Origin of the sequence: Halomonas sp. NPDC076908 (assembly GCF_050269715.1) — a bacterium.
GTDB lineage: Bacteria > Pseudomonadota > Gammaproteobacteria > Pseudomonadales > Halomonadaceae > Vreelandella.
On record NZ_JBNNIW010000042.1, the window covers coordinates 1 to 25,355 of the forward strand.

General features: G+C 52.9%; 26 protein-coding genes. 11 read left to right on the forward strand and 15 right to left on the reverse strand.

Annotation, left to right across the window (positions count from 1 at the left end):
- Positions 1-105: 105 nt before the first annotated feature.
- Positions 106-591 carry a DUF1456 family protein gene (locus ACQKE4_RS17825; RefSeq protein WP_427389630.1) on the forward strand — a complete coding sequence of 162 codons (486 nt, stop codon included), beginning with the start codon at positions 106-108 and terminating at the stop codon, positions 589-591.
- A gap of 98 nt (positions 592-689) precedes the next feature.
- Here ACQKE4_RS17825 and ACQKE4_RS17830 read toward each other — a convergent pair whose 3' ends face one another.
- Positions 690-1,436 carry a class I SAM-dependent DNA methyltransferase gene (locus ACQKE4_RS17830; protein ID WP_427389631.1) on the reverse strand — a complete coding sequence of 249 codons (747 nt, stop codon included), beginning with the start codon at positions 1,434-1,436 and terminating at the stop codon, positions 690-692.
- 197 nt (positions 1,437-1,633) lie between these two features.
- On the opposite strand from ACQKE4_RS17830, the gene ACQKE4_RS17835 reads away from it, so the two are divergent.
- Complete coding sequence (locus tag ACQKE4_RS17835; RefSeq protein ID WP_427389632.1) at positions 1,634-2,041, forward strand: DUF4019 domain-containing protein; 408 nt, start codon at positions 1,634-1,636, stop codon at positions 2,039-2,041.
- A 276-nt stretch (positions 2,042-2,317) separates the two neighbouring features.
- On the opposite strand, the gene ACQKE4_RS17840 is transcribed toward ACQKE4_RS17835, so the two are convergent.
- Positions 2,318-2,929: a LysE family translocator gene (locus tag ACQKE4_RS17840; RefSeq protein ID WP_427389633.1), complete on the reverse strand. Its 612-nt coding sequence runs from the start codon at positions 2,927-2,929 to the stop codon at positions 2,318-2,320.
- A 46-nt stretch (positions 2,930-2,975) separates the two neighbouring features.
- Positions 2,976-3,578, reverse strand: coding sequence for a YqaA family protein (locus ACQKE4_RS17845; RefSeq protein ID WP_427389634.1), 603 nt, complete (start codon positions 3,576-3,578; stop codon positions 2,976-2,978).
- Between the two features lie 152 nt (positions 3,579-3,730).
- Between ACQKE4_RS17845 and ACQKE4_RS17850 the strand changes: the two genes are divergently transcribed.
- The gene (locus ACQKE4_RS17850; protein ID WP_427389635.1) at positions 3,731-4,564 is read left to right on the forward strand and encodes a helix-turn-helix domain-containing protein; all 834 of its coding nucleotides are present in this window, start codon (positions 3,731-3,733) and stop codon (positions 4,562-4,564) included.
- Between the two features lie 3 nt (positions 4,565-4,567).
- Here ACQKE4_RS17850 and ACQKE4_RS17855 read toward each other — a convergent pair whose 3' ends face one another.
- Complete coding sequence (locus ACQKE4_RS17855) at positions 4,568-5,170, reverse strand: LysE family translocator (RefSeq protein ID WP_427389636.1); 603 nt, start codon at positions 5,168-5,170, stop codon at positions 4,568-4,570.
- A 102-nt stretch (positions 5,171-5,272) separates the two neighbouring features.
- Positions 5,273-6,193, reverse strand: coding sequence for a glutaminase (locus ACQKE4_RS17860; RefSeq protein ID WP_427389637.1), 921 nt, complete (start codon positions 6,191-6,193; stop codon positions 5,273-5,275).
- A 148-nt stretch (positions 6,194-6,341) separates the two neighbouring features.
- Between ACQKE4_RS17860 and ACQKE4_RS17865 the strand changes: the two genes are divergently transcribed.
- Positions 6,342-6,800, forward strand: a complete 459-nt coding sequence (locus ACQKE4_RS17865; RefSeq protein WP_427389638.1) for a hypothetical protein — start codon at positions 6,342-6,344, stop codon at positions 6,798-6,800.
- Between the two features lie 130 nt (positions 6,801-6,930).
- The gene (locus ACQKE4_RS17870) at positions 6,931-7,788 is read left to right on the forward strand and encodes a bifunctional transcriptional activator/DNA repair enzyme AdaA (protein ID WP_427389639.1); all 858 of its coding nucleotides are present in this window, start codon (positions 6,931-6,933) and stop codon (positions 7,786-7,788) included.
- Here the strand turns inward: ACQKE4_RS17870 and ACQKE4_RS17875 are convergent.
- Genes ACQKE4_RS17875 through ACQKE4_RS17900 form a run of 6 tightly spaced genes read right to left on the reverse strand, consistent with a single transcriptional unit; the run spans position 7,785 to position 13,505 of the window.
- A complete protein-coding gene (locus ACQKE4_RS17875; protein WP_427389640.1) occupies positions 7,785-8,651 on the reverse strand; it encodes a phosphodiesterase in 867 nt (288 codons plus the stop codon). The two genes, ACQKE4_RS17870 and ACQKE4_RS17875, sit on opposite strands and share 4 nt — an antisense overlap.
- A complete protein-coding gene (locus ACQKE4_RS17880) occupies positions 8,644-9,726 on the reverse strand; it encodes an ABC transporter ATP-binding protein (RefSeq protein ID WP_427389641.1) in 1,083 nt (360 codons plus the stop codon). Before ACQKE4_RS17880 ends, ACQKE4_RS17875 begins: the two co-directional genes overlap by 8 nt.
- Positions 9,727-9,769: 43 nt before the next feature.
- A complete protein-coding gene (locus ACQKE4_RS17885; protein ID WP_427389642.1) occupies positions 9,770-10,558 on the reverse strand; it encodes an ABC transporter permease in 789 nt (262 codons plus the stop codon).
- Complete coding sequence (locus ACQKE4_RS17890; RefSeq protein WP_427389643.1) at positions 10,555-11,451, reverse strand: ABC transporter permease; 897 nt, start codon at positions 11,449-11,451, stop codon at positions 10,555-10,557. Before ACQKE4_RS17890 ends, ACQKE4_RS17885 begins: the two co-directional genes overlap by 4 nt.
- 2 nt (positions 11,452-11,453) lie before the next feature.
- Entirely contained in the window at positions 11,454-12,470 is a 1,017-nt protein-coding gene (locus ACQKE4_RS17895; RefSeq protein WP_427389644.1) for an ABC transporter substrate-binding protein, read from the reverse strand.
- A gap of 33 nt (positions 12,471-12,503) precedes the next feature.
- Positions 12,504-13,505, reverse strand: a complete 1,002-nt coding sequence (locus ACQKE4_RS17900; protein ID WP_427389645.1) for a substrate-binding domain-containing protein — start codon at positions 13,503-13,505, stop codon at positions 12,504-12,506.
- A gap of 240 nt (positions 13,506-13,745) precedes the next feature.
- On the opposite strand from ACQKE4_RS17900, the gene ACQKE4_RS17905 reads away from it, so the two are divergent.
- A complete protein-coding gene (locus ACQKE4_RS17905) occupies positions 13,746-15,245 on the forward strand; it encodes a cobyric acid synthase (protein ID WP_427389646.1) in 1,500 nt (499 codons plus the stop codon).
- On the opposite strand, the gene ACQKE4_RS17910 is transcribed toward ACQKE4_RS17905, so the two are convergent.
- Positions 15,202-16,107 (reverse strand): LysR family transcriptional regulator, encoded by a 906-nt coding sequence (locus tag ACQKE4_RS17910; protein WP_427389647.1) that lies wholly within the window; start codon positions 16,105-16,107, stop codon positions 15,202-15,204. The two genes, ACQKE4_RS17905 and ACQKE4_RS17910, sit on opposite strands and share 44 nt — an antisense overlap.
- A gap of 148 nt (positions 16,108-16,255) precedes the next feature.
- On the opposite strand from ACQKE4_RS17910, the gene ACQKE4_RS17915 reads away from it, so the two are divergent.
- The 3 genes from ACQKE4_RS17915 (at position 16,256) to ACQKE4_RS17925 (ending at position 20,564) form a co-directional block, all read left to right on the forward strand.
- Positions 16,256-17,380 carry a 4-oxalomesaconate tautomerase gene (locus ACQKE4_RS17915; RefSeq protein ID WP_427389648.1) on the forward strand — a complete coding sequence of 375 codons (1,125 nt, stop codon included), beginning with the start codon at positions 16,256-16,258 and terminating at the stop codon, positions 17,378-17,380.
- A 52-nt stretch (positions 17,381-17,432) separates the two neighbouring features.
- Entirely contained in the window at positions 17,433-18,539 is a 1,107-nt protein-coding gene (locus ACQKE4_RS17920; RefSeq protein ID WP_427389649.1) for a tricarboxylate transporter, read from the forward strand.
- Positions 18,540-18,620: 81 nt separating this feature from the next.
- Positions 18,621-20,564: a tripartite tricarboxylate transporter permease gene (locus tag ACQKE4_RS17925; RefSeq protein ID WP_427389650.1), complete on the forward strand. Its 1,944-nt coding sequence runs from the start codon at positions 18,621-18,623 to the stop codon at positions 20,562-20,564.
- 61 nt (positions 20,565-20,625) lie between these two features.
- Here the strand turns inward: ACQKE4_RS17925 and ACQKE4_RS17930 are convergent, their stop codons facing one another.
- Entirely contained in the window at positions 20,626-21,015 is a 390-nt protein-coding gene (locus ACQKE4_RS17930; protein ID WP_427389651.1) for a RidA family protein, read from the reverse strand.
- Between the two features lie 172 nt (positions 21,016-21,187).
- On the opposite strand from ACQKE4_RS17930, the gene ACQKE4_RS17935 reads away from it, so the two are divergent.
- Entirely contained in the window at positions 21,188-21,751 is a 564-nt protein-coding gene (locus ACQKE4_RS17935) for a hypothetical protein (protein WP_427389652.1), read from the forward strand.
- Positions 21,752-21,893: 142 nt separating this feature from the next.
- Positions 21,894-22,424, forward strand: a complete 531-nt coding sequence (locus ACQKE4_RS17940; protein ID WP_427389653.1) for a cytochrome b — start codon at positions 21,894-21,896, stop codon at positions 22,422-22,424.
- A gap of 10 nt (positions 22,425-22,434) precedes the next feature.
- Here the strand turns inward: ACQKE4_RS17940 and ACQKE4_RS17945 are convergent, their stop codons facing one another.
- Together ACQKE4_RS17945 and ACQKE4_RS17950 are read right to left on the reverse strand one after the other, a co-directional pair.
- A complete protein-coding gene (locus ACQKE4_RS17945) occupies positions 22,435-23,616 on the reverse strand; it encodes a vWA domain-containing protein (RefSeq protein WP_427389654.1) in 1,182 nt (393 codons plus the stop codon).
- A 3-nt stretch (positions 23,617-23,619) separates the two neighbouring features.
- Positions 23,620-24,474 carry an AAA family ATPase gene (locus tag ACQKE4_RS17950; RefSeq protein WP_427389655.1) on the reverse strand — a complete coding sequence of 285 codons (855 nt, stop codon included), beginning with the start codon at positions 24,472-24,474 and terminating at the stop codon, positions 23,620-23,622.
- Positions 24,475-25,355 lie beyond the last annotated feature (881 nt).

Consider the following 25,355-nt stretch of genomic DNA (forward strand, 5'->3'; position numbering starts at 1 on the left):
GCGTTACGACAAGCTGGCCAGTAGCTTCAAGGCCATGGTGACATTGGCTTGCATTGAGCAATGCATGAGAGCCGACTTTTCAGACAGAACCTAGGGGGTACTATTTTGACTAATAATGATATTTTTCGCCGCATACGTTACACCTTTGATTTAAAAGACAGCACCATCGTGGATATCTTCGCCTTGGCAGAGGTCAGCGTAACTCAACAGCAGGTCACCGCTTGGCTGAAAAAGGATGAAGATGACGCCTTTGTTACGATGAAGAACAGAGAGCTGGCGGCATTTTTGAATGGGTTTATTAGCTCTAAGCGTGGCAAGCGCGAAGGCCCGCAGCCTGCGCCAGAAACGCAGTTAAACAACAATATGGTGTTTCAGAAGCTGCGCATTGCGCTGAATTTAAAGGCTGAAGATATTTTGGCTGTTTTTGAGCTGGCAGGTTTTCGCTTAAGCAATCATGAGTTAAGTGCGTTCTTCCGCAAGCCGAGCCATAAGAATTATCGCGAGTGTAAAGATCAGGTACTACGCAATTTTCTACTCGGCATTCAGCTTCAATTACGCCCAAGCCAAGATTCTTCAGGTTCAGAATCCTAATTCCATAGCAACGCGGCAATCGCTTGTATCTCGGTAGAGGCGAGAGGGTTCGTAACATTACTCTCTCTGCCTTATCAATCAAATGCCGAAGCGGCCAGTTAATGCTTTTTCACACACACGAAAATCGCATTTCCTGATTCAGTATCCCAAGGAGTGATGGTTTCGTAATTGTGCTCGAACACACGAACCTCGAAGCAAGGCTCCAGTAGTGCGATTAACTGTGCGAAGCTGACGGCCACCATAGGGTGCTCGTCGTGCCACACCTGCCATCCTTCAGCGTTGGTTTTCTCAATGCTAAGCCTAAGCGATTGTTGTTCACCTTGCCCACTAAAGTGCCAGCCAGAGCAGAAGGTAAATGTATCATCTGCTTGCTTGGCGGTATGTTTAACAGATAAAGCGTTGTCGATTTTATGTTTATCAACCGCATTGAAATAGAAAACACCGCCCGTTTTTAATGCGAGGTAAGCACTGGCAATACACGCTTTTAGCTTCCCGATACCATCGCTATAGTGGATGGAGTATAAAAAGCAGGTGATTAAGTCTTGAGGTACATCAACGTCAAAGTCACCCATGTCTTGCAACGTAAATTGGGCTTCTGGACAACGAGTTGCTGCGATATCTAGCATCGGCTGATTAATATCAAGCCCGCTGCTGGCAAAGCCAAAATCAATGAAATGGCGCACGTGGGGGCCTGTGCCACAGGCTAAATCAAGGTGGTTAGTGCCGCCGTTACCGAAGATTTGATGTAGCCTACGAATGGCGTTGCTTTGCGCTTGGTAGTCAATATCAGCACACATTAAGTCGTAGTAGCCAGAAAGATCGGTATAAAGCGCGTTGGCGGACATAGTGGCCTGATGGTAGCTGAAAGGTAGCGGGTGGCGCATAGTAAACGAGCGGGTAAGGTTTGAGAAGTGAGTGCCGCTAGAACTGCATGGCTACTCAAAAATTTCCCTCACCGCTAAAGAAACCCTGCCGATTACCGATATATACCTAAGACCATCGAAATTTCTCTGGTCCCTGCCAAATGCCAAGAGAGCCTGCCATGCCCAAAATTGTGTCCTTAATCGTCGCCACCTTGCTTCTCACACTCTCCCCGTATGCCCATTCAAATACCAATGCGGCAGAAGCGGCGGCGTTGGCGTGGCTAGAGGCCATAGATCGCGGCCAGTATGAACAGGCCTGGGAATCTTCATCTCCGCTACTACAAAGGCCGCTTTCACCGCATATGCTTGAGCGCACGATTGGTGCTGCACGGCGAGATTTCGGCCCGGTAGAGTCACGTCAACGAGTGCGCGTAAGCCGTGAAAGGTCTATGCCCGGTGCGCCCGATGGCGACTATATGGTCTTTACTTTCCAAACCCGTTTCGCCAATAAAGCGAGGGGTATCGAAACCATTACCCCTCACTTGGAAGGTGATGCTTGGCGGGTTAGTGGCTATTACGTACAGTAACCCTATGTCTCTTATCGCCAACACGCCAGAACCGCCTTATTATGCCGTAATCTTTACCTCGCTACGGACTGAGGTAGATAACGGCTACGACGACATGGCGGTAAGAATGGTTGAATTGGCATCGCTGCAGCCGGTTTGTTGAGTCCACTAAGAATGACGTAGGCGTGAAATTTTCATATCGGACTGATCGTGATCAATCTAGGCCTGGTTAGCCCACATCGAACATCAAGAAGCCCCGCAGTTTGGCACCAGCGGTGGCACCAAAATTTCAAGGCGTCAATTCCGGGTCGCCACGGCAGCCGCCGCGCCACCAAGTGCAACTGCTCCGATTCGATTCGCTACCCGGGTAGCTTTAGGCGTGCGAAGTAGGCGTCGTGCTTTATGAGCCAGAAATATCCACGTGAGATCGATTAAGGCCAGTGTTGCAATAGTGGCACTGGCAAGAATTAGCCACTCTCGAATACCAGCCGCTGAAAGGTTGACTAGCGAAGGCAGAAGCGCAACATAGAACACCATGATCTTCGGATTACCCAGCGTTAGCGCAATTCCGGTGCAGAACATTGAAAGCGCTGACGTCCGATTGGGAATGCTACCTGCATCATTGATTAGCTGTCGCCACATCTTAAATGCCAGCCAGCAAAGATAGGCGATACCGAACCATTTTAATAGGCTGAATCCAAGCTGGAAGGTTTGTGCTAAAGCGGCAAGCCCAGCCATAGCCATGGTAAGCCATATCACTTCACCCACCCACAAAGCGGCGACAAAAGGAGCGACATCGCGCCAGCCATTACTGATAACACGTGAGACTAGGGCTGCAATACTTGGGCCAGGAGTGCCTGCATTGAGAGCTAGAGCACCAGAAAATATTGCTAAAGACATCAGTTCCATATAGCACTCCAATATTAGTTAAACTAATAAGAAATTGGCTTTATCATTACATCACCATCCCAGCCAGCATCTGCATCCCCAGCGCAATCACCAGCACTATCACTCCGCCCACCAAACTGGTCATTAGGGCATGCCGCTTCCACATCTCTTCCACATGATGCCCAAAGCGATGCACCAGCCAGGCCAAGCCAAAGTAGCGCACACCTCGAGAGAGTAACGCTGCCAGCACGAAGAGCAGAATTGGGTAGCCAGATAGCCCCGCTGTAATCATCGCTATCTGAAAGGGTATGGGTAGAATGCCAATCGAAAGAATGGCAATAAATCCATACTGGTTAAAAAACGACTGGAACGCCTGATAACTCTCCTGCATCCCCATAAATTCAATAAACCACGTTCCCACTGACTGGAATAACGCCATACCCACGCCGTAGCCAACGAGCGATGCAACTAAGCAGCCGGCAGTGGTAACCGTAGCAATTATCCATACCCGCCGTTTATTGACGGCCATCAACGGTATCAGCACCAACTCAATGGGAATCGGCAGAATAATGGTTTCCAGGAAAGAGAGGGTGCTGATTAACCACAGCATATGCTTCGAGCCATTAATGCGCTCAAACCACTGTTTGGTTCGTTTTGAAGTGATGGCCACGATGTCCTCCTGACAAACAATGGCATTGCGTTACATGTATATACAACATTGCTTGAATATAAGCCCCATTGCATCTGTATGCTATTGTTTACTGGATGTTGCTGGAAACAAATTATTAGCCTGTTTATTGTGCTTAAGAGAGCTCTATCTTTATGGTCGCTTTTACTAAACCCGTTTTTTGGCGTGATTCACGTATGCCGTATGTGGAGCTGCGTAAAATTAGCGATGCGCGGGAAGTATGCTATGCAGCCCATAGCCATTCCCATTGGTCGCTTGGGGCAGTAACAGCAGGTAAAAGCACGTTTAGCTATCGTGATACTACTTATCAGATTTCCGCTGGCGATCTGGTCATGATGAATCCGCATTGGGTCCATGCCTGCAACCCCATTGAGAATCAGCCGTGGGCCTATTTGATGCTCTACATCGATACACATTGGCTAAGCGAGCTGCGCTACCAACTGGGTTTGATAGAGGCTCCTTGCTGGCAAAACTTCACGACTGCGGTTACTACTCAGCCAGAACTCTTTTCAAGCTATTGCGATATGGCGTCATGCTTGCTGGATGAGCATCTAGATATCGAGGATAAGCAGTCGGTGCTGACTAAGTTCTTGACTTATATGATGCAAGTACTTGCCCAAGAATCTCCTGCTGAATTACCACCCGCTGCTGATGCCTTAGAGCAGATTGCTGCTTATTTACGTGCCCATTGTACGGCTGAAATTACGCTTCAAAGCTTATGCCAGAAGTCTGGATATAGCACAGGGCATCTAATTCGTGCGTTTAAGCAGCACTTCGGGTTAACGCCGCATGCCTACATGCTCAACCAGCGGGTTCAGTTAGGGCAGAAGTCGCTTAAAGAAGGCAAATCCATCGTTGAGACAGCACTAAATTCAGGATTCAATGACCAGCCACACTTTCAAAGAACGTTCAAACGGCTAGTCGCTGCCACACCAAATCAATACCGCTATCCGCTGCTTAAGCCCTAGCCGCTATTCAAATAACAGAAACAGGGCGCTTGCGGCCAAGCAAATAGCTAGTATGCGGTTAATTGTTAGCAGGATGGTGGGTCGATGGACATACCGTTTCAGAAAGGCTCCTGCAACTACCCAGCTGGCCAGCGATACCCAACAAATAGGCAGATAGAGAACGGCGAATAGCCATAGTAGGTAGGGTTCACTACCGCTGGTATAGGCGCTAATGCCAGCAGCAGAGGCCAGCCATGCTTTTGGATTGAGCCACTGCATCAACGCACCTGCCCAAAATCCCGGTGCGGTACTGGCGCCTCGTTCCTGAACCCGGCCATCGTGCTGCAACAGTTGATAGCTAAGGTAGAGTAAAAAAATAATGCCTGCCCAGCGTAAAAGCTCACCCAATAGAGGTGCCAAACTTAGCAACGAGTAAAGCCCTGCGCCGACGCCTAAAAACAGCGCAATAAACCCCAGCGTGGCGCCGGTGACAAATACCAGGCCTTTCGCGATGGGGTAATGAGTGCCGCTGCTCAAACAAACGATATTGACCGGCCCCGGCGAAATTGAGGCGGCAAGTGCAAACGCAGACATGGGTAAAAGAGTCGATGCTAGTAAAGCACTCATGGTCATCCTCCTGAATTTTCAGGAGTTTGCGATGATCGTGACAGCGCGTATTGAACAAAATTGAGGTGGCCTTATAAAAGCCGACTTATTAATGCCTAATCGCTAATGCCCAAACACTGACCAACCAGTCTGCTGAACAAACATTTCAAGCGCTTGGGTGCCAAGTAAGCTATTACCATAGTCATCTAGACCCGGTGACCAAACGGCAATTGAGCCGTGGCCTGGCGCAATCGCCAGGATGCCGCCGCCCACGCCGCTTTTGCCGGGGAGGCCAACGCGAAAGGCGAACTCTCCCGAGGCGTCGTAGTGCCCGCACATCATCATAAGAGAGTTAATACGCCGTGCACGCTGGGGGGCCACAACGCGAATGCCGCTGGGCTTGTTGATACCATCCGAGGCTAAAAACAGCCCGGCGTGGGCCAGCTGTTCACAGCTCATGGCGATGGAGCACTGATGAAAATAAGTGCCTAGAACCTTATCGACATCGTGACGCAGGTGACCAAACGCTTTCATAAAATGCGCAAGCGAGGCATTGCGATCGCGGTGGGCCATCTCTGAAGCGGCCACCGCGTGGTCAAAGCAAATACTGTCATCATCAGCGATATAGCGCACAAAGCTGAGGATTTCCCCCAGCGTCTCTTTGGGCTCATGGCCCATCATGATCGCATCAACCACCGCAATCGCACCGGCATTGATAAACGGGTTCCGCGGTTTACCACTTTCGTGCTCAAGCTGAACGATGGAGTTGAAAGGGTCACCAGAGGGTTCACGGCCTACTTTTGACCACAGTGAATCGCCCATTTTCCCCAGCGCAATGGTGAGGGTAAATACCTTGGAAATGCTTTGAATGGAGAAGGGTGTGGTGGCGCAGCCCGCTGAGTAAACCTTGCCATCGACGGTAGCCAGCGAGATGGCGAAGTTGTTGGGATTCACATGGCCAAGCTCGGGAATATAGTCGGCGACTTTGCCGCGCTTCTCTGCTTTCGCCATGGCAGCCGCTATGTCATTGATTAAGTCTTGCATGGGCTTATTCAAGTATCGTCAATTGGGGCGAGGCGTTACCCTAGCGGAAAATAGCAGGACTGTCTGCTTTACAGTTGCTGACAGACAACGCTATATAAGTGCTAACTACTTACTGTTGTTGCGTTTAAGCATGCGAAAAGGGGCCTGAATGAGCGATAACCACATCGTTATTATTCCTGCAGAGCCTCGTTACTTACCTACTGACTATCAGGTAGCGGCGGTGAAAGAGGTTCTGAGGCAGTGGATGCCAGAGGTTGAAGCGATTGAAGATGAAATATCTGCAAACGTAGAGTTTCGTGATTGTGGCAGCAATTTTGAATACGTTCGCTGTAGCGAGTGTGGGAAAGAGCTCACCATTGCCCAGTGGCACGTTTTGATGGATCAAGATTACGACCTTGAACATGGCTTTCAATTACGCTGTTATCCCTTACCTTGCTGTGGCGAGCAAGCGTCAGTCAACCAACTGCAGTATTCGTTTGTTCAGGGTTTCTCGCGTTTCACACTCACCGCGGTCAATCCCCGCATTGGCCAAATAGATAACGAGCAGGTCAATACGCTGCAACGCTTATTAGGCTGCTCTCCGATTATCATTTATCGCCATATTTAACGTTGCCAGCTTGGGATAGAGGCCAGGAAACAGAGAGCAAGATTCGGGTCGGCAACAAAGCGTAGATCGCTTAGGCTGCAGTATAACTATTGGTGCAGCCCTTAATGCGATGGCAAAAGAGACAAACACAATGAACGATTATGCTCGAATTGAAAAAGCGATGGCCTATATGGTGGCTAACGCAGCGGCGCAGCCTAACTTGGAAACAGTGGCTGCTCACGTTCATTTGAGCGCCTTTCACTTCCAGCGGATTTTTTGCCGTTATGTGGGTATTAGCCCTAAACGCTTTTTGCAAGCATTGACGTTAGAACGCGGTAAGCAACTGATGCAAGCGTCCACCTCGCTATTGGATGTTGCCCATACGTTAGGGCTTAGCGGCGGTTCGCGGCTTTACGACCACTTTGTGCAGCTTGAGGCGGTCACCCCCGGTGAGTACAAGCGCCAGGGTGAGGGCGTGGAAATAGCTTACGGCGTTCATGAAACACCTTTAGGCAGCATGTTCGTCGCCGTCACGCCTCGCGGTGTCTGCCGAATGGGGTTTATCGATGCCACCAGTGCCGATGAGCTACTGGCTCGGCTTGCTAAAGAGTGGCCGCGTAGCACGCTGTGCCATAATCCTGATGCCGCCCGTTTTGCGGTGGAAAAGCTATTTGCTAAGCCCGAAGAAGGGACTGCCGCTTTGTCACTGCACGTGACCGGTACCAACTTCCAAATTGCGGTTTGGCGGGCGCTGCTGACGATTCCAGAAGGGCAGCTTGCCAGTTATTCTCACATTGCTCATGCATTGGGTACGCCTAAATCCTCCCGTGCAGTAGGTAATGCGGTGGGGGCTAACCCAATCGCACTGTGGATCCCCTGCCACCGGGTGATTCAACAAAGCGGCGCCCTAGGCGGATACCGCTGGGGTTTAGAGAAAAAACAGATAGTACAAGCCTGGGAGTGGGCGCAAATAGACGACACGGCGCTTTCTCCCAGTCTAATGGTTTAATCAATTAGCCCATTAGCGTCATAGAACGGGAAAGGGCCAGGATAGTGCTCGATAAACCCTTGATGGGTCACCATACCGTTAGTTGCTGACCATTGGTGCAGTAGGTAACCGGGTGGCTCTAGTTGAAAGCTGGAAGGCCCATCTGGGGTGAGATCCAGGCTAACCTGATGGGAAACACCTGGGCAGCTAACCGCCAGGGTGTTAGCGAAGCGGGCCTGAATCGAACGGTGCAGGTGTCCGCAGAGCACGCGCTCTACCTGGGCGTGTTTGCCAATCACTTCCGCTAGTGCATTTGCATGTTGCAGCGGCTGGCGATCCATATGGTCGATGCCGCTCACAAAAGGGTGGTGATGCACCATCACCAGGGTAGGTTTCTCAGGCTGCTCTGCCAGGGTTACATCCAGCCACTGGAGGCTTGAATCGCTTAACTCCCCATGGGGTTTACCGGGTACCGATGAGTCGAGCCCCACTATGCGCACCGGATAGTCATCCACCACCCACTGTAAATAGTCCGTGTGTTGAAGCAGATAGCGGTGCTCAGGAAAAGCATCGCGCAAGTGCTGGCGGTCATCGTGATTGCCTGGGATCAAATACACGGGCAGCGTTAATTCAGCCAGGATGTGCTTGAAGGTGGCGTACTCGTCCGGGTGCCCAAAATCGACCAAATCACCGCTTATCAGCACCAAGTCAGGACGAGGCTGCAGCTGATTAAGTGTACTGATCGCTTGGCGCAGGGCGTTGGCGGTGTCTACCTTGCGATAAGAGAGCTTACCGCCTGCTTTGATATGCGGGTCGCTAATCTGTGCGATAAGGCATTCTTGATCTGCAACGTATTGCTCGTTAGTGAAGTCGTGATCAGCCATTGGCCATCTCCTTGGCATTAATCGTTGTAGCAGGGGTATCCGGGTGAAAAAGCATATTCGCTGGAAGCTTCAAACCAATAGCGGTGCCCTCTGGCCAGCGCTGGCGCGAGGCGGCTTCAATCTGTAGCGGGGTAGCGCCACCAGTATCCACAAGTAGGCGTTGGGTTTGGCCAAGGAAAATACTCTGCACTACCTTGCCGCTTACATCAGCTTGTTCAAGGGGCACCACCAGGATATCTTCCGGTCGGCAGTAGACAGTGGATACCCCCTGCAAATGGGCCGCGTTTAGCTCACCACCATGTACCACTAACCCTCCATCGGCGTGTGTGCTGATGACTTCCAGACAGTTAACCGCACCGATAAAATCCGCCACAAACGCATTGGCAGGCTGATGATAAATCTCTTGGGGGGTACCCAATTGAGCAATACGCCCTGCATGCATCACTGCAATGCGATCACCTAAGGCCATCGCTTCATCCTGGTCGTGGGTAACGTAGACTGCCGTGGTGCCCAGCTCGCGCAGCAGCAGGCCAATCTCGATGCGCAAGCGGTCACGCAGTTTGGCGTCCAGGGCAGCCAACGGCTCGTCAAACAGAAGCACCTTGGGGCGCACGGCAATTGCACGGGCGAGGGCGACGCGCTGCTTTTGCCCGCCTGAAAGGGCGTCGATGCGCCGATCACCAAAGCCCTGCAAATCGACCATCCTCATGACCTCATCCAGCCGATGTGCAATCTCGCTCCGCGGCAAGCGCTGAATTTTTAGCCCGTAGGCAATATTGTCGGCAACGCTCATATTGGGAAACAGCGCATAGTTTTGAAATACCATCCCCACATCGCGCTTCTCAATGGGTAGAGCGGTGACATCACGCTCGCCAAACAGTACCTGGCCGCCTTTGTCAGGGCTTTCCAGGCCGCTAATAGTTCGCAGAGTAGTTGTTTTTCCGCAGCCGGAAGGCCCAAGCAGAACCAAGGTTTCTCCGGCGTTAACTTCTAAATCAAGAGGCTGTAGCGCCGTGTTGCCGCCCGCAAAGGTGCGGCTGCATTGGTTTAGGGTAATGCTGACAGATGAACTCATAGCAAACTCTCAGATAAAGCCAGTAGGTGTCTTTAGTAGATGGTTAGCGGCGCTGACGGGTAAATCGGCCTGCCCACTGGATAGCCACCAGCAGCGGCACCACCATCACCAGAAAAATCAGCGTGTAAGCTGAGCCAATTTCCAGGCGCATTGAGGCGTAGCTGTCGGCTAGCCCCACTGGCAGTGTTTTAGTCAAAGGGGTATGCAGCATCCAGGTGATGTTGAACTCACCTATCGAGAGGGTAACGACCATTAGCGCACCCGCTAGAATGCCACTCATGCAATTTGGGACGACCACGGCGAAAAAGCGTTGGCGGAAGTTGGCGCCCAGACTGGCAGCGGCCTCTTCGAGCTGAGGGAGATTGGCGGTTTGCATCACGGAGAGCACTGCACGCACCATAAAGGGCAGGGTAAACAGCACATGGCCGACCAGAATAAATAGCCAGCTGCCACGAAATTCCCGGTAGCTGCCGTAGGCCAGCAGCAGAGCCAGGGCAGTGGCGAGACCGGGTACAGCCACAGGTAACAGAAGTAGTTCTTCTATCGCATTGGCCCAGCGGCGCCTGCTGCGCAGCAGGCCATAGGCGGCGGGCACGCCAATTAAAATGGTAATCAACAAGCAAGCCAGCGCCAGTTTTATCGATAGCCAGATGGTATCGGCGTAGAGCCGCCACACCTCATTCACCCAGCGCAGCGTTAGGCCACTCTGCAAGCCAATAAAGTAGTTCTCGGTCAGCCCCGCCATCACCGACATGGCAACGGGCACAATCATAAATAAGCACACCAGCAGGGTGAAAATCAGTTGCAGTGTGAAGCGTAAGCGAGATGTCATGCGGAAGCCCCCAGATTACCGCCTGCCAATCGGCGGGCCAGGCTTAACGCTACCCAGGTGATAACGCCGAGTACTACCGAAAGCGCGGCGGCCATGGCGAAGTTAGCGTAGTTGGTGAACTCACCGTAGATATTGAGCGGAAGAATGCTTAATCGCGTGCCCAGGGTAAACGCCGTGCCAAAAGCACCCATACTAGTAGCAAAGCAGATAGCCCCTGTCGAAAGCAGCGCGGGTGCAATCCCCGGAATAATGACGTCTTTGGTTACTTGCCAGGTATTAGCCCCTAATGAGCGGGCCGCCTCTTCAAGGCTTTGGTCAAGGTTGTCGCAGGCAGCCATCACGGTGGTGATAACGCGCGGAATCGAAAAGTAGAGGTAGCCAATAAATAGCCCGGCCAGTGAGTAGGCGAACATCCAGCGCTCGCCAAACAGCCATAAACTGGTCTGCGCCAGCGCACCTTGGCGGCCACCCAGCATAATCACCAGAAAGCCCACAACAACGCCTGGGAACGCCAGCGGAAAGGTGAGAATAGCGACCAGCACGGCCTTACCAAAAAAATGCTGACGGGCGAGAAAGAACCCAGCAACACCGGCAATGGCAACCGCCGTGATGGATACCACAAGCGAGATTCCCACGGTGGTGACTAAGCTGATCAAGTATTGACGATGGGTGAGAATGGTCAGATAAGTGCTAATGCCGCTACTCCGATCGGCCTCAGCGCCCATCACGATCAAACGTGAAAAAGGCAGCAACCAAAATGCACAGAAAATCACCAGTGCAGGCATTAAAGCAAATAGAGCGATTAGGTTTTTGCGTCGTGTGGAGCTCATCATCAGTGGTCGACGATTGACGTAAGAAGCAGCCCCGGAGGGCTGCTTGGATACCGCTGTCATAATTAACGAACCTCCGACAAATAGCGCTCAGAGAAGCTACGTTGAGCCGCCGCCATGGCGGTGTAGTCGACGGCTTCGGCGCGGGCGTAATCGCTATCCGGTAGGAAGACTTGGCGTGCTTCGTCAGAAATGGCGCTTTCGCGAACTGGGCGCAGGTAGGCGTCTGCCCATACCGCTTGGCCTTGATCTGAGAGCACGAAATCAAGTACCTGCTGACCGTTCTCGGCGTTAGGGCCATCTTTCACCAGGCTCATGACATAGGGCACCACCACGCTGCCCTCTTCAGGAATCACAAACTCAACATTGGCACCATCGCTGTGGCGGGCGCGGTAAGCATTAAAGTCGTAATCGAGCAGGATAGGGATCTCGCCTGAGAGCACCCGTGCATAGCTTGTCTGCTTCGGCACAATCGGGTCGTTATTGGCCAGTTCGTTGAAGTAGTCGATTGCCGGGGTGAAGTCGCTAAGATCGCCGCCCATAGCAAGGTTAACCGCCACGGCTCCCACATAGCCCACAAAGGCACTGGCGGGATCCAGATAGCCCACCATGCCGCGATACTCAGGCTTGAGGAGATCATCCCAGGAGGTGGGGATGGGCGCGCCATCCAGGGCGTCTACGTTAACCATAAAGCCGAGGGTGCCCGAGTGAATGGCAAACCAGTTGCCTTCGGGGTCTTTCAGGCCTTCGGGTATCTCGTCCCAGTGGGCAGGCTGATAGGGCGTCACGACGCCTTCTTCCATGGCCTGAATACCAAAGGTCACGCCGTAGTAGACAACGTCAGCCACAGGGCTACCCGCTTCGGCGACTAACTGGGCTAAGGACTGGCCGGAGTTTTTGTTATCTTGCGGCACGCGAATGCCGGTCTCCTGTTCAATCAAGCGTAACTGGGTGCCCCAGTCAGCCCACTCTGGAGGGCAGTTGTAGCAGATCGCGTTGCTGCTGGTTTGAGCAACAGCGCTTGCTGATACTCCAATAACCGCGGTGACCATTAACCCTTGATAAAGACGTTTAAAGCTCATTTCCTACTCCTCAATAAAAGTGCCTAACGTGGACTAACGGGATGTCGGGGTTCCGACACTTTCGCCCTGACGCAAAGCGTGGGGCAGGGGAGCGGGCATGCAGTTTTCTCCCCGAATCATGGCTAACAAGGTGTGAACCGCGGTGCGGCCGATATCGGCGCGGGGTTGCTCAATAGTGCATAGCGAGGGGTAGAGATGCTGGCCTAGGGCAATACCATCAAAGCCCATCACGGAAAGATCGCCAGGCACGCTAAAACCGCCACGCTGAAGCTCACCCATCAGGCTGATGGCGAGCAGATCGTTGGTACAAATCACCGCCGTGAGAGCGTCTGGTCCTTGCAGCGCAGACCTCAGGATTGCCAGGTCGGCTTGGGTATGGAGGGCCATCTCAATTAATGGATGGGCAGTCAACCCAGCCTCCTGCATAGCCTGGCAATAGCCCTCATAGCGTTGGCGGGCGCGGTCTGACTGAAGCAGTGGGCCAGCCACCATGCCAGTCCGCTCATGCCCCTGTGTGATTAAATGTCGGGCGGCATCAGCGCTAGCGGCATGGTTATCAACGCTAATCGAAGGGAAGCCACTATTGCCCGGTGGGTTATAGACCAGTAAGCAGGGGGTAGTTTCCAAGCGCAGCTTGTCCAGCACTACACTGTTGTCGGCTTCGGCCACGGTAAGTACCAGGCCATCCACGCGCTGGCGCAACATCTCCTCAACAATGTGTTGTTCACGGCTGGGGGCGTACTCGCTGGTGGTCACAATCAGTGAATAACCCGCGGCCCTGGCTGTGACTTCCATGGCTTGAAGCTGTTCGGCGAACACCGGGTTATCAAGGGTGGGCACCATCACACCAATCATCTGTGTCGCTTGCGAGCGCAGCTGCTGGGCGATTTTGTTGGGTCTAAACGCCAACTTCTTCGCTGCACTAAACACTTTTTCACGGGTGGCCGGGCGTACCAAATCGGGACTTGAAAAAGCCCGCGCTGCTGTCGCTCGGGATACGCCTGCGAGTTTGGCCACACTAAGTAAATCTGCCATGGGAATACCTGTTGAAGATGCAATGAGATCGATCTCATTTATTAGGTATCAGCCTAGAGCGGGTATGTGACAGCTAAATGGCGGGAAGATGTATTTTTGAAGTGATTATGATGACAAGTCGTTTAATGCCTAATCGAGTTAGGGCGCCAAGATAGTTGAGCCTGTTTTGGTGGAGCACATTGCACTGGTTTCCAGGGGCCGCTACAGTTTCGCTCCTGTTCACCTGGGCGAGATCAAGCGATGGCCACACTGATGATTCAAGGCACCACCTCGGATGCGGGTAAAAGCACCGTGGTGGCTGCGCTCTGCCGTGCATTGGCAAGGCGAGGAGTCTCGGTGGCGCCGTTTAAGCCCCAGAATATGGCGCTGAACAGCGCGGTGACCGTGGACGGTGGTGAAATTGGCCGTTCGACAGCGTTACAGGCCCAAGCCTGCTATTTAGCACCCCACAGCGATATGAACCCCGTACTGTTAAAGCCGGAAACGGATCGCGGCGCCCAGGTGATTTTGCGTGGCAAGGTGCATGGTCATATGGATGCCCTGGATTATCACGCTTTTAAACGCACCGCGAAAGAGAGCGTAATGGCCGCCTGGCAAGCGCTAGAAAGCCGCTTTGATGTGATTGTCGCCGAAGGCGCGGGTAGCCCAGCAGAGATTAATCTACGCGAGGGTGATATCGCCAATATGGGCTTTGCTGAGGCGGTAAATTGCCCGGTACTGTTAGTCGGCGATATTGATCGTGGCGGAGTATTTGCTCAGTTGGTGGGTACCCTGGCGTTATTAAGCGAGAGTGAACAGGGGCGCACCAAAGGCTTTATTATCAATCGCTTTAGGGGTGATATTGCACTGCTCAACCCAGGCCTTGAGTGGTTGGAAGAGCGTACTGGTAAGCCTGTGTTTGGAACACTGCCGTATCTGCAAGGGCTGTTACTCGATGCCGAAGACAGCATTGGCTTAACCCACGCTGAAAAAGTTAACCAGACGCTCAATGTGGTTGTGCCAGCGCTACCTCGCATTAGTAATCACACCGATTTTGACCCGCTGCGACTACACCCACAAGTTGCTTTAACGTTTGTTGGCCCCGATCAGCCGATTCCTGCCGCCGATGTCATTATTCTGCCCGGCAGCAAAAGCACCGCCAGCGATCTTGAGTGGCTAAAGCGTCAGGGGTGGGATAAAGCCATTCAGCGTCACCTGCGCTACGGCGGCAAGGTGCTGGGTATTTGTGGTGGTTTCCAAATGCTGGGCGAGTGGGTAGATGACCCTGACGGCTTGGAGGGAAAACCTGGGAAAGTGGCGGGGTTGGGGTTATTGCCTCTCACAACCCGCATGGTCGCGGGTAAGCAGTTGCGCAATGTCCGCGGAATGATGGCGCCTGAAGGTGGCGCCGTAACTGGGTACGAAATTCACAACGGCGTAAGTATTGGGCCAGCACTAAGCACGCCGCTATTTGAAATAGACAGCCACCCTGAAGGGGCCATCAGTGAAGATGGCCACATTCTCGGCACCTACCTGCATGGCTTATTTGACCACCCGGAAGCCTGCCAAGCATTGCTTACCCGTTTAGGGCTCCATAATGCAGAACAAAGCGATTATCAAGCTCACCGTGAACGCGAGCTTGATCGCTTAGCCGATATGCTGGAAGCCCACATAGACATGGACGCGGTGCTGGCACTACTACTGCCTGCAAGCAGCGCTAAAGAGTCTCTTTACCCCAATGCTCCAGAAGAAGGTCAATAAACAGCTGGGCAGTAGTGGATAGACTATGTGAGTTGCTGCGCACCAAACCAATCGAGCGCTGAATGCGTGGCTCAGGGAGGTCGCGAGAGCAGAGTGTGTCGTGATCCGGGCCGGGCATGGTCATACGCGGTAAAATAGCCACCCCAAGGCCCGATTCCACCAATCCCAACGAAGTAGAAAGGTGCTGCACCTCGTAAAAGCTGTTGAGGTGGATGCCCTCTGCTGAAAGCGCGTTATCCAGTAGCGTTCGGTTGCCACTATCACGGCTCACGGTGATGAGCCGCACATCCTCCAAATCGCTCCACTCAATCTGCTTTTTGCTGGCAAGCGGGTGGTCCGAGCGCAGTGCTAGTACAAACGGATCTCTCAGCAGCGGCGTAAAGCGCACCTCAGAGCTTTGTGCGCTGATCATGTTGATACCGAAATCCGCCTCGCCATTAATGACTTTTTCCAGCCCTTCGTTGGCGCTGACATCCAAAATCCGGATGCGAATGCCCGGCCACGCCTCGCTAAACACGCGAATGACACTAGGCAAAAAGTAGAAGGCCGCTGTGGGCAGGCAGGCAATCGTCACCGTGCCTTTTTGGTGAGTAACGAGCTCTCGAATGCCTAAGATGGAGGACTCGTACTCCTCTAGCATGCGCCTGGCACGGGGCAGAAAATCCGCTCCAATCGGCGTTAGTCGAGTACGCCTGGTGGTTCGCTCAAGTAGTTCAACTTCAAGGAGTTCTTCGAGTTTTTGGATGCGCCGAGTGAGCGCTGGCTGCGACAAATGCAGACGCTGCGCTGCCTCATGAAAGGTGCCCAATTCAGCGACCAAAATGAAGGCCTGGAGGTCAAGAAATTCGAGTCTGTGCAGCATAGGATTGTTGCGCTAAAGAGGTGAATTAATAACCAAAACACATTAATGCACAAAACGGATTTATAGCAATCTATATTTGCATTTGAGACATTAAACATTGGCTGACATGCTGCGTTCATAAAGTCATCGCTAACTATGGCGGAGCGATATGAACAGCATTCCTTGTGTCATTATGCGCGGGGGCACCTCTCGAGGCCCCTTTATTCGCATGAAAGATCTACCCAGTGATCAGGCTCAGCAGGCCGATATCCTGCTGAGTTTGATGGGCTCCGGCCATGCGCTACAGATCGATGGTATTGGGGGCGGCGACCCGCTCACTAGCAAAGTCGCCATTGTGGAGTGCTCGTCACACCCTGATGCCGATGTTGACTATCTGTTTGCTCAAGTGGACGTAGTGAACAAGCGGGTCGACTTTAACCCGAACTGCGGCAACATGCTCTCTGCCGTTGGGCCCTATGCCATTGAGACAGGGCTTGTGGAACCTCAAGACGGTACGACCGTGGTGAAGGTGCATAATCTGAATACCCAGCGGCTGATTGAGTGCCATGTCCCCACACCGGGTAAGCAGGTGCAGTATGAGGGCAGCGTGACCATTAGCGGCGTTCCTGGCAGTGCGGCGGGCATTCAGCTCAGCTTTTTAGACATCATGGGCAGTAAAACGGGGCAGTTGCTGCCTACTGGCAACGCCTGCGATGAGATCGAAGGTGTCGAGGTGAGCTGTATTGATGCCGCCACCCCCATTATGCTGCTGCGCGCGGAGTCGGTGGGGCTAACCGGCCATGAAGCGCCTGCGGAGTTGGATAATAACGCGGCCTTGTTAACCCGCTTAGAAACCCTGCGCCGTGAAGCAGGGCGGCGGATGGGAATGGGCGATGTAAGCCAGAGCGTGCTGCCCAAGACGGTGCTGATTTCAGAGGCTGAAGCGGCATCTCACACGCTGAATGTGCGCTATTTTGTGCCCCATCGCTGCCATAAAGCGATTGCCGTGACAGGGGCGATGGCCGTGGCGGCGGCGATTAATGTGCCCGGTTCGGTGGCCAATCACATGGCCGTAAGCACCCAGAAGCTTTCTGCCGGGCAGCTGTTATCACAGATTACATTAGAGCATCCTTCTGGTTCTATTGAGCTAACGGCGGAATATCGCCAGCAGAATGCCTTTGACCTAGCGCGCGTGTCGCTTATTCGAACCGCTCGCAAAATTATGAGCGGGCAAATTTTTTACGCGACCCCTTCAAAGGTAGCGGGTAACCACGCCATCGAAACCGTTGATTAAATAACGCTACCCAGATGACTAACCGACAATAATCAATAACAGGAGTATCGCCATGACCACCCTGAAGAACACTCCGTTTAAAACGTTCAAGAAAGCGCTACTGGTCGCTGCTTGTTCCACGCTAGGCGCTATTAGTGTGAATGCTCAAGCTGACGATGTGAGCGTGCCTGACACCATTCGCTGGACCATTCCCTTTGGTGTGGGCGGTGGAACCGACGTATGGGCGCGCTTCTTCACCACGTGGATGAGTGACCATATTGAAGGCAACCCGACGCTGGTGATTGACAACGTACCCGGCGGCGGTTCTATCAATGGCAGTAACCTGTTCGCTATGCGAGCGGACTCGGATGGCAGCCAGTGGATCGGCACTTCTGCCTCCACTCAATACCCTGCCATGTTGCAAGACCGCCGGGTTCGTTATAGCTACGATGATTGGACGCCGATTCTAGCCACGCCCACCGGCGGCGTGGTTTATGCCCAGCCTGGCCTAGGCGATAGCGCAGAGGAGGTGCTGAACGCAGTAACTAACCAGCGCGTTAAGTTTGCCGTGCAGAGCCATACCGGGCTAGAGCTACCAGTACTGATTGCGCTTGATTTGCTGGGGGCCGATGTGCAGGCCGTGTCGGGCATGGGTAGCCGTGGAGAAGGGCGGTTAGCCTTCGAGCGTGGCGAGGCTGATATCGACTTCCAAACCACTTCTGCCTATTTCAGCAGCGTAGAACCACTGGTTGAGAGCGGACGAGCGGTGCCGCTGTTTTCCCTGGGCGTGCTTAACGACAACGGCGAGATCGTGCGTGACCCTGCTTTCCCTGATTTGCCGACCTTCAATGAAGTGTACGAAACCCTGCATGGTGAAGCGCCCAGCGGCCCTGGTGCCGAGGCGTATCGTAAGTTCTTTGCCTCTGGATTCACGCTGCAAAAATTGATTCTACTGCCAAACGATGCGCCAGAAGCGCTGATTCAGGAGTATCGCGACGCGGCGCGCCGTTTTGTCGATACGGAAGCGTTCAAAGAAGCCGCCATGGCCCAGCTTGGGCCCTACACACCGGTGGTCGGTGAGGTCGTCGAGCAGCATCTGCAGGATGCCATGTCGCTGGATGATGCCACACGCCAGTGGCTGGTGGAGTGGCTGTTAGAGCAGCACGGCGCCCGTATTTAACACGCCAGTTAACACTAAAAAGGCACGGCTGAGGCAGTGCCTTTGGGCTCCCTTACATTAAACAACATAAGAGCCAAGACAATGACAGATGTCTTATTTTCCAGTTTGGGGCAGTTGTTTACTGTTCCCCATATGCTGTACATGGTGATTGGTGTCCTCATTGGTCTAATTGTGGGCATCATTCCTGGGCTTGGCGGCATTGCCGGTATGTCGCTGCTGTTGCCCTTTCTCTATGGTATGGAGCCGTCTGTGGCTCTGGGTATGCTGATGGGGCTAGTGGCGGTGATCCCCACGGGCGATACGTTTGCCTCTGTACTGCTTGGCATCCCGGGTTCAAGCGCTTCCCAGGCCACCGTTGTGGACGGCTTTGCGCTGGCGAAAAAAGGGCAGGCGGCACGAGCGCTGTCTAGCGCGTTTTTGTCGTCAATGATCGGTGGGCTTATCGGTGCGCTGGTGCTGACGGCCTTTATCCTCATTGCCCGGCCTGTTGTACTCTCGTTCTCTTCCTCAGAGCTGTTTATGTTGACGCTGCTGGGGCTCTCCATGGTGGCGGTGCTGTCTGGTAAGGATGTTTTTAAAGGCATTGCTGCCTGCGGCGTTGGCTTACTGGTGGGTACCATTGGTATGGCACCCGCCACCGGGGAGTTCCGGCTGCCGTTTGAAATTGACTACCTCTACGATGGATTGCCGTTAGTGGTGGTGGGGTTAGGTATTTTTGCACTGCCTGAAATCATTGATTTATTAGTCAAACGCGGCGCAATTGCCGAGCAGCCCTGCCAATTGGGCAAAGGCTGGAAAGAGGGCGTTAAGGATGTGGCCAAGCGGCCTGGACTGGTAGCTCGCTGCGCGGGCATAGGCAGCTTGATGGGCACGGTTCCTGGCTTGGCGGGCTCCGTGGTGGATTGGCTCACCTACGGCCATGCGGTGCAGAGCGCTAAGGATAAATCACAATTCGGTAAAGGCGATATTCGCGGTGTGATTGCGCCGGAGTCGGCTAACAACGCCTGTGCCTGTGGGGCAATGGTGCCGACGCTGCTGTTTGGTATTCCTGGGTCTGGTACGGCGGCGGTGTTTTTAGGTGGTTTGCTACTGCTGGGCCTTCAGCCTGGGGTGAGTATGCTGGAGACGAACCTTGACCTGACGTACACCATTATTTGGTCGTTAGCCCTGGCGAATATCTTAGGCGCTGCGCTCTGTTTAGGTTTAGCGCGCCCGGTGGCTAGCCTAACGCGGGTGCCGTTCGCGATTTTAGCGCCGCTGATTACCATCTTGATTCTCTTTGCGGCCTACCAAGCAACGCGCTCGCTAGGGGATCTCTTTGCACTCGGCATCATTGGCGCGATTGGTGTGCTGTTCAAGCAGGCGAACTGGTCTCGTCCTGCCTTCTTGATTGGTTTTGTGCTCGCGCCCGGTGCCGAAGCGTACTTCTATCAAGCTGCCCAGTTTCAGGGGGCTGAGGCCTTTATGCGGCCTGGCGTGCTGATCATTGGTGCTCTGATTGCGGCATCACTGCTACTCCCTCCTCTACGCAGCTACTTGAAAAAGCGCCGCCAAGCAAATGAACCCATGACCCATGAGCTTCAGGAGGAAGTGGCTCCGCTGGCACTGGGCGTGATCGATGTCGTGTTGCTGGGTAGCCTGTTAGCAGTGGCGGGGTACACGTGGTGGGCCTTTGCGGATCTTTCCATGCTGGGTGGCATCATGCCTAGGCTGGCGATTGCCATTATTGTCGCGGCGTGCGTGATGGAAATTATCAGAACGGTCATCAAGCCGATGAAGTGGCAAACGCAGACATTGAGTCAGCAGTTGATTTGGGTCGCCGGTTTCTTCGCATTAATAGGCAGTGTGATGGTGCTGGGCTTCCTATTTGCCGCTGCGGTATTTTGCCTTGGTTTTTTACTTGTGGTAGCGCGTATGAAGCCCGTGGCTGCCATGGGTTTGGCGGCTGGCGTGACGCTTTTCTTGATGGGGATGGCGAATTTGCTCACCCTTACCTATCCCACAGGAATGCTGGCGGGGTTATAAAATCGACTGCCTCTGAACAAACACAAAAAGCCATTAAATTGGCTTTTTGTGTTTAAAGAAATTAACGATTTGCGCGCTTCGCCATCACAGTAATTTCAACACTGCTGCCGCCACAGATGTGGGGCGTTTCAGTACAGGTTCGTGCCGGGTAGCGGCCGGGTTCAAAGTACTCTGCGTAAACACTGTCCATCTCTTGGATAGCGTGTAGATCTGTAAGGTGAATATCCACCCGCACTATATCTGCCAGGCTGCCACCTTCCAGTTCAAGCATGCGTGAAAGAGCGCGCATGACTAGGCGGGTCTCCTCTTTCACATCGCCTTGTACGGCTTGACCATTAGAGAGGTCGGCAACAGTCAGCCCCGAAATAAATACATAGTGATCGTCTATCACCAGATGACTACCAGGAAAACTCGGAGTAGGTAAAGTAGGATCGTTCGTAAAGGTGGGCATGCAAGCTCCTTCTAAGTCGCTGATCACACTTATACATCCTATTCGACAGGGGTATCGCAGTAGTGTTCAGTATCAGCAAAAATGAATAGACGCACGGCCAGGCACAAGTCACTGTCAAAATGGCGATGATTGTTCTAGGCTTGCGCCTTTTCTGTCGGCGAGGATATTTTTAATGAAGGTTGTACACGTTAACGCAGAGGCCCAGCGCAACGCCTGTTTGGCACGTTTATGCGCTGAAGTTTACGGTCAAGAAGCCGGGCTGACGCCGCTGGTCGTATTTACCGGTACTGGTAGCGTGCTATTTCCTCAAGAAGCCGCACGTTTGTTTGCTGCCGTCGATGGTAAAGGAAAACCCCAAGCGCTGGCATTGCTAGTGTTAGACGAAGAGGGCGTGGGTATGACGGTAACGCTCGCCTGCGCGCTTGACCAAGCGGATGCGAAGCAGCGCTTAATTAGTGAACTGACGCTAAAGGCACCGCTGCGTGTTGAAGTGGACAGTGCTGAGCAAGAGGCGTTTTACCAAAAAAGTGGTTTTAAGCGTTGGTTTGGCGGTGCAGGTGGAAAACGTATTGGCTTGGGTGCGCGCCATCCTGCTAAGAGTGTAGGCGAGCTAGCACCTACCCTGAGTTTGGATGAAGCGCTTATTTTGCGCCGTTTCAAACATGACCCCAAGGCGTTTGAGGCTGCTAAACAGGCCTTTTTAAATGGCTTAAACGACTTTCCAGACTCGCTTTAATCGCTCACTTGAACGGTCAAAAACGGTGCGTTCCACTTAGGGCAACCATTTTGCGTGCTGTTGTCATATTTTTTCCGTGCTAACTCGATAAAATAAGCGTCATCAATCAGTGGCAATAGCTTATTAATAAGAGGGAAAATCAATGGCACTAACGATAATGGATAATAAGCAGCGCTATGGGGCGGTCAGCCGCTTACTACATTGGGGTATGGCGCTTTTATTTGTATGGCAATTTAGTGGTGCCGCCGCGCGCGTGTTTTTTGAAGACTCCGCTTTAGAGTCTTTTCTTTGGGGAACCCATCGCACGGTAGGTGTCTTGCTGCTCAGCCTGCTGGTGTTGCGCGTGATTTGGGCCTTAGCCAATGCTTCTCGTCGGCCAAAATCGGTTAGCATCATGGCAACCTTTGGTCATCTTGCTCTTTACGGCCTAATGATTGCCGTACCAACGATTGCTCTTATTCGTCAGTACGGTTCAGGCCGCTCGCTTGAAGTGTTTGGAATTACATTGATACCTGGCTTTGAGGGCGAGCCTATTAGCTGGATGACGGATCTCGGCGGTTTGCTACATGGTGAACTTGGCTGGACACTGCTGGCGCTGATCGCAGGGCACATCGTAATGGCCTTCCTGCATCGCAAGCTGACCCACCACGATGTGCTAACACGCATGGCCTAGCAGCACACGTTTACTTCTTTGCCAGTTGTCGCATAGCGGTTTCTAATCCTTCTAACGTCATGGGGTACATGCGGTCGTCAATCAGTTCTCGAATAAGCTGAGTTGAATAGGTGTACCCCCAGGCACGTGGCGGCAAAGGGTTAAGCCATGCCAAGCGCGGAAACTTATCGGCTAGGCGCTTTAGCCAAACGCCACCCGCTTCATCATTAAAATGTTCGACGCTGCCGCCAGGGTGAGACACTTCGTAGGGCGACATAGCGGCGTCACCCACAATGACGACTTGGTAATCAGCCCCGTAGGTATGCAGTACATCCATCGTTGGAATGCGTTCGTTGCCGCGGCGCATGTTGTTACGCCAAACGCCTTCATATAAGCAGTTATGGAAGTAGAAATGCTCCAGGTGCTTAAACTCTGAACGAGCCGCAGAGAATAACTCTTCGCAGACACGAATGTGGTCATCCATGGAGCCGCCCACGTCCAGAAATAGCAGCACCTTCACCGCGTTGTGGCGTTCTGGGCGCATCTGCACGTTGAGTAGCCCAGCATCCTTGGCGGTTTCGCGAATGGTGCTGTCCACATCGAACTCTTCTAATGCCCCTTGGCGGGCGAATTTGCGCAGCCGCCGCAGCGCCATTTTGATATTGCGGGTGCCGAGTTCCAGCGAATCATCGTAATCCCGAAAGCGCCGCTCGTCCCACACTTTGGTGGCGCGGCGGTGACGGGAACCATCTTGCCCAATGCGAATGCCTTCTGGGTTGTAACCATAAGCACCAAAGGGGCTCGTGCCGCCAGTGCCTATCCATTTGTTGCCGCCCGCATGGCGTTCTTTCTGCTCCTCCAGGCGCTTTTTAAACGTCTCAATAAGCGCTTCAAGGCCACCAAGGGATTTAACTTTGGCTTTCTCTTCGTCGGTGAGTTGTTTTTCAAATTCGCGGCGCAGCCACTCATCGGGAATCAACGCCTCGATGGCGGCGTCCATGTCCTCAAGCCCTTTAAACCAGGCGGCAAAGGCACGGTCAAAACGATCAAAATAGCGCTCATCTTTGACCATCACTGTGCGGGCCACTTGGTAGAAGGCTTCCATATCGGCAAACACTACACCGCGTTCCACCACGGCATGAAGATCCAGCAGCTCCCGTAGCGACACAGGAACGCCTGCGCGTTTTAATGTATCGAATAGGCCGATAAACATAGCTTAGCGGCCTGTGCCTTTCTGACGACGGATCATAAACGCCAGTCGCTCAAGCAGGTGAGTGTCCTGCTCGTTTTTGACCAGCGCACCGGCCATGGGCGGCAGCGCTTTGGATGGGTCGCGATTGTAGAGCGCTTCTTGAGCAATCTCATCGGCCATGATCAGTTTGAGCCAATCCACCAGTTCAGAAGTGGAGGGCTTTTTCTTAAGGCCCGGGGCGTTGCGCAAATCGAAAAATACTTCTAAGGCTTCGCTGACCATTCGGGGTGCGATATCTGGAAAGTGGACATCGACAATTGCCTGCATGGTTTCCTGGTCGGGGAACTCGATATAATGGAAAAAGCAGCGGCGTAGGAACGCATCCGGCAGCTCCTTTTCATTATTTGAAGTAATGATAATGATCGGGCGCTTCTCGGCGCGGATGGTTTCACCGGTTTCGTAAACGTGAAACTCCATGCGGTCCAGCTCTTGGAGCAGGTCGTTGGGGAATTCGATATCCGCCTTGTCGATCTCATCAATCAGCAGCACTACCCGCTCGTCAGCGGTAAAGGCTTCCCACAGTTTGCCCGGCTTAATGTAGTTGCCAACGTTCTCGACGCCTTCCACGCCCAGTTGGGAATCCCGCAGGCGGCTGACAGCATCGTACTCATACAAGCCCTGAGCTGCCTTGGTGCTGGACTTGATATGCCAGGTGATTAACTTAGTGCCTAGGGATTCGGCTAGTTCCTCCGCCAGTAGTGTTTTGCCTGTACCCGGCTCGCCTTTGATGAGAAGCGGGCGCTCAAGAATAACGGCGGCGTTAACCGCCTGTTTAAGCGCATCGGTTGCAATATAGGAAGAGGTAGAATCAAACGCCATGGGAGAGCCTCGGCTTGTCGAAAGCGTGGTGATTAATGGATTCAAACAAGTGTACGTGAGGCTGGAAGCCTAGGCCAATTAGGGTGCATTGTTTTACGTTTGTCATGATTCTAGGGCTGTCTGTTGTTACGCTGATTAAAGTAACGTCGCCAATACTGACAAGAGTTCCTCAATAATTATGTCGCGATCAGGATCACATGTAGGAGGATGCTTCCGCTAACAGGATGCTGTTGGGGCTTGGCTGATAGCCAAATCTTGGGAAGGCGAACTTCCATAAGCGAGCGAAGGTGAGGATGGCTACGAAGTTCGTAGTACTGAGTACTACAGCACTACTGCAAGTTAAATCACGTCGCAACCATCTTGGCGCTTTCCCTGTGTTAGAAACGGTGGGCTTTCGCATTCCATTGTCAGACATTGCAGAGGAGGGATTTAATGCGCACAGAGCCCAGGTGAAAATCATGATGCCTCCCTAGCAGTAGGTTTAACGAAGTCGCATTGACACTTTGTGATGCAAAAAGGATACAAAATGATCATTGCTGGTGCACTTTGTGTGTTGTTGTGGGCCGTAGGTTAATGGTTATCAAATGATTGTTTTTTAATATATTGATTTATATTAATTTTTTAAAAATTGGCACGCGGATCGCAATGTATATGGTAAAGGATGAGTGAATAGAGAAACAACAGCTTAGATGGCGTGCTTCTCTCCCTTCTTCATCTACATCGCTACTAACATTTAGCGATAAACCGAGTGAGCTGGCGTGCTCCACCTGGGTCCCCTTCGGGGGACTTTTTTTGTGCGCCCGGCACGGGCGCACTCCTGGAGGTGCAAGTCCTCCCGTAAGCTGGCCACAGCGAACGAAGCGAAGCGCAACTGCGGAAGG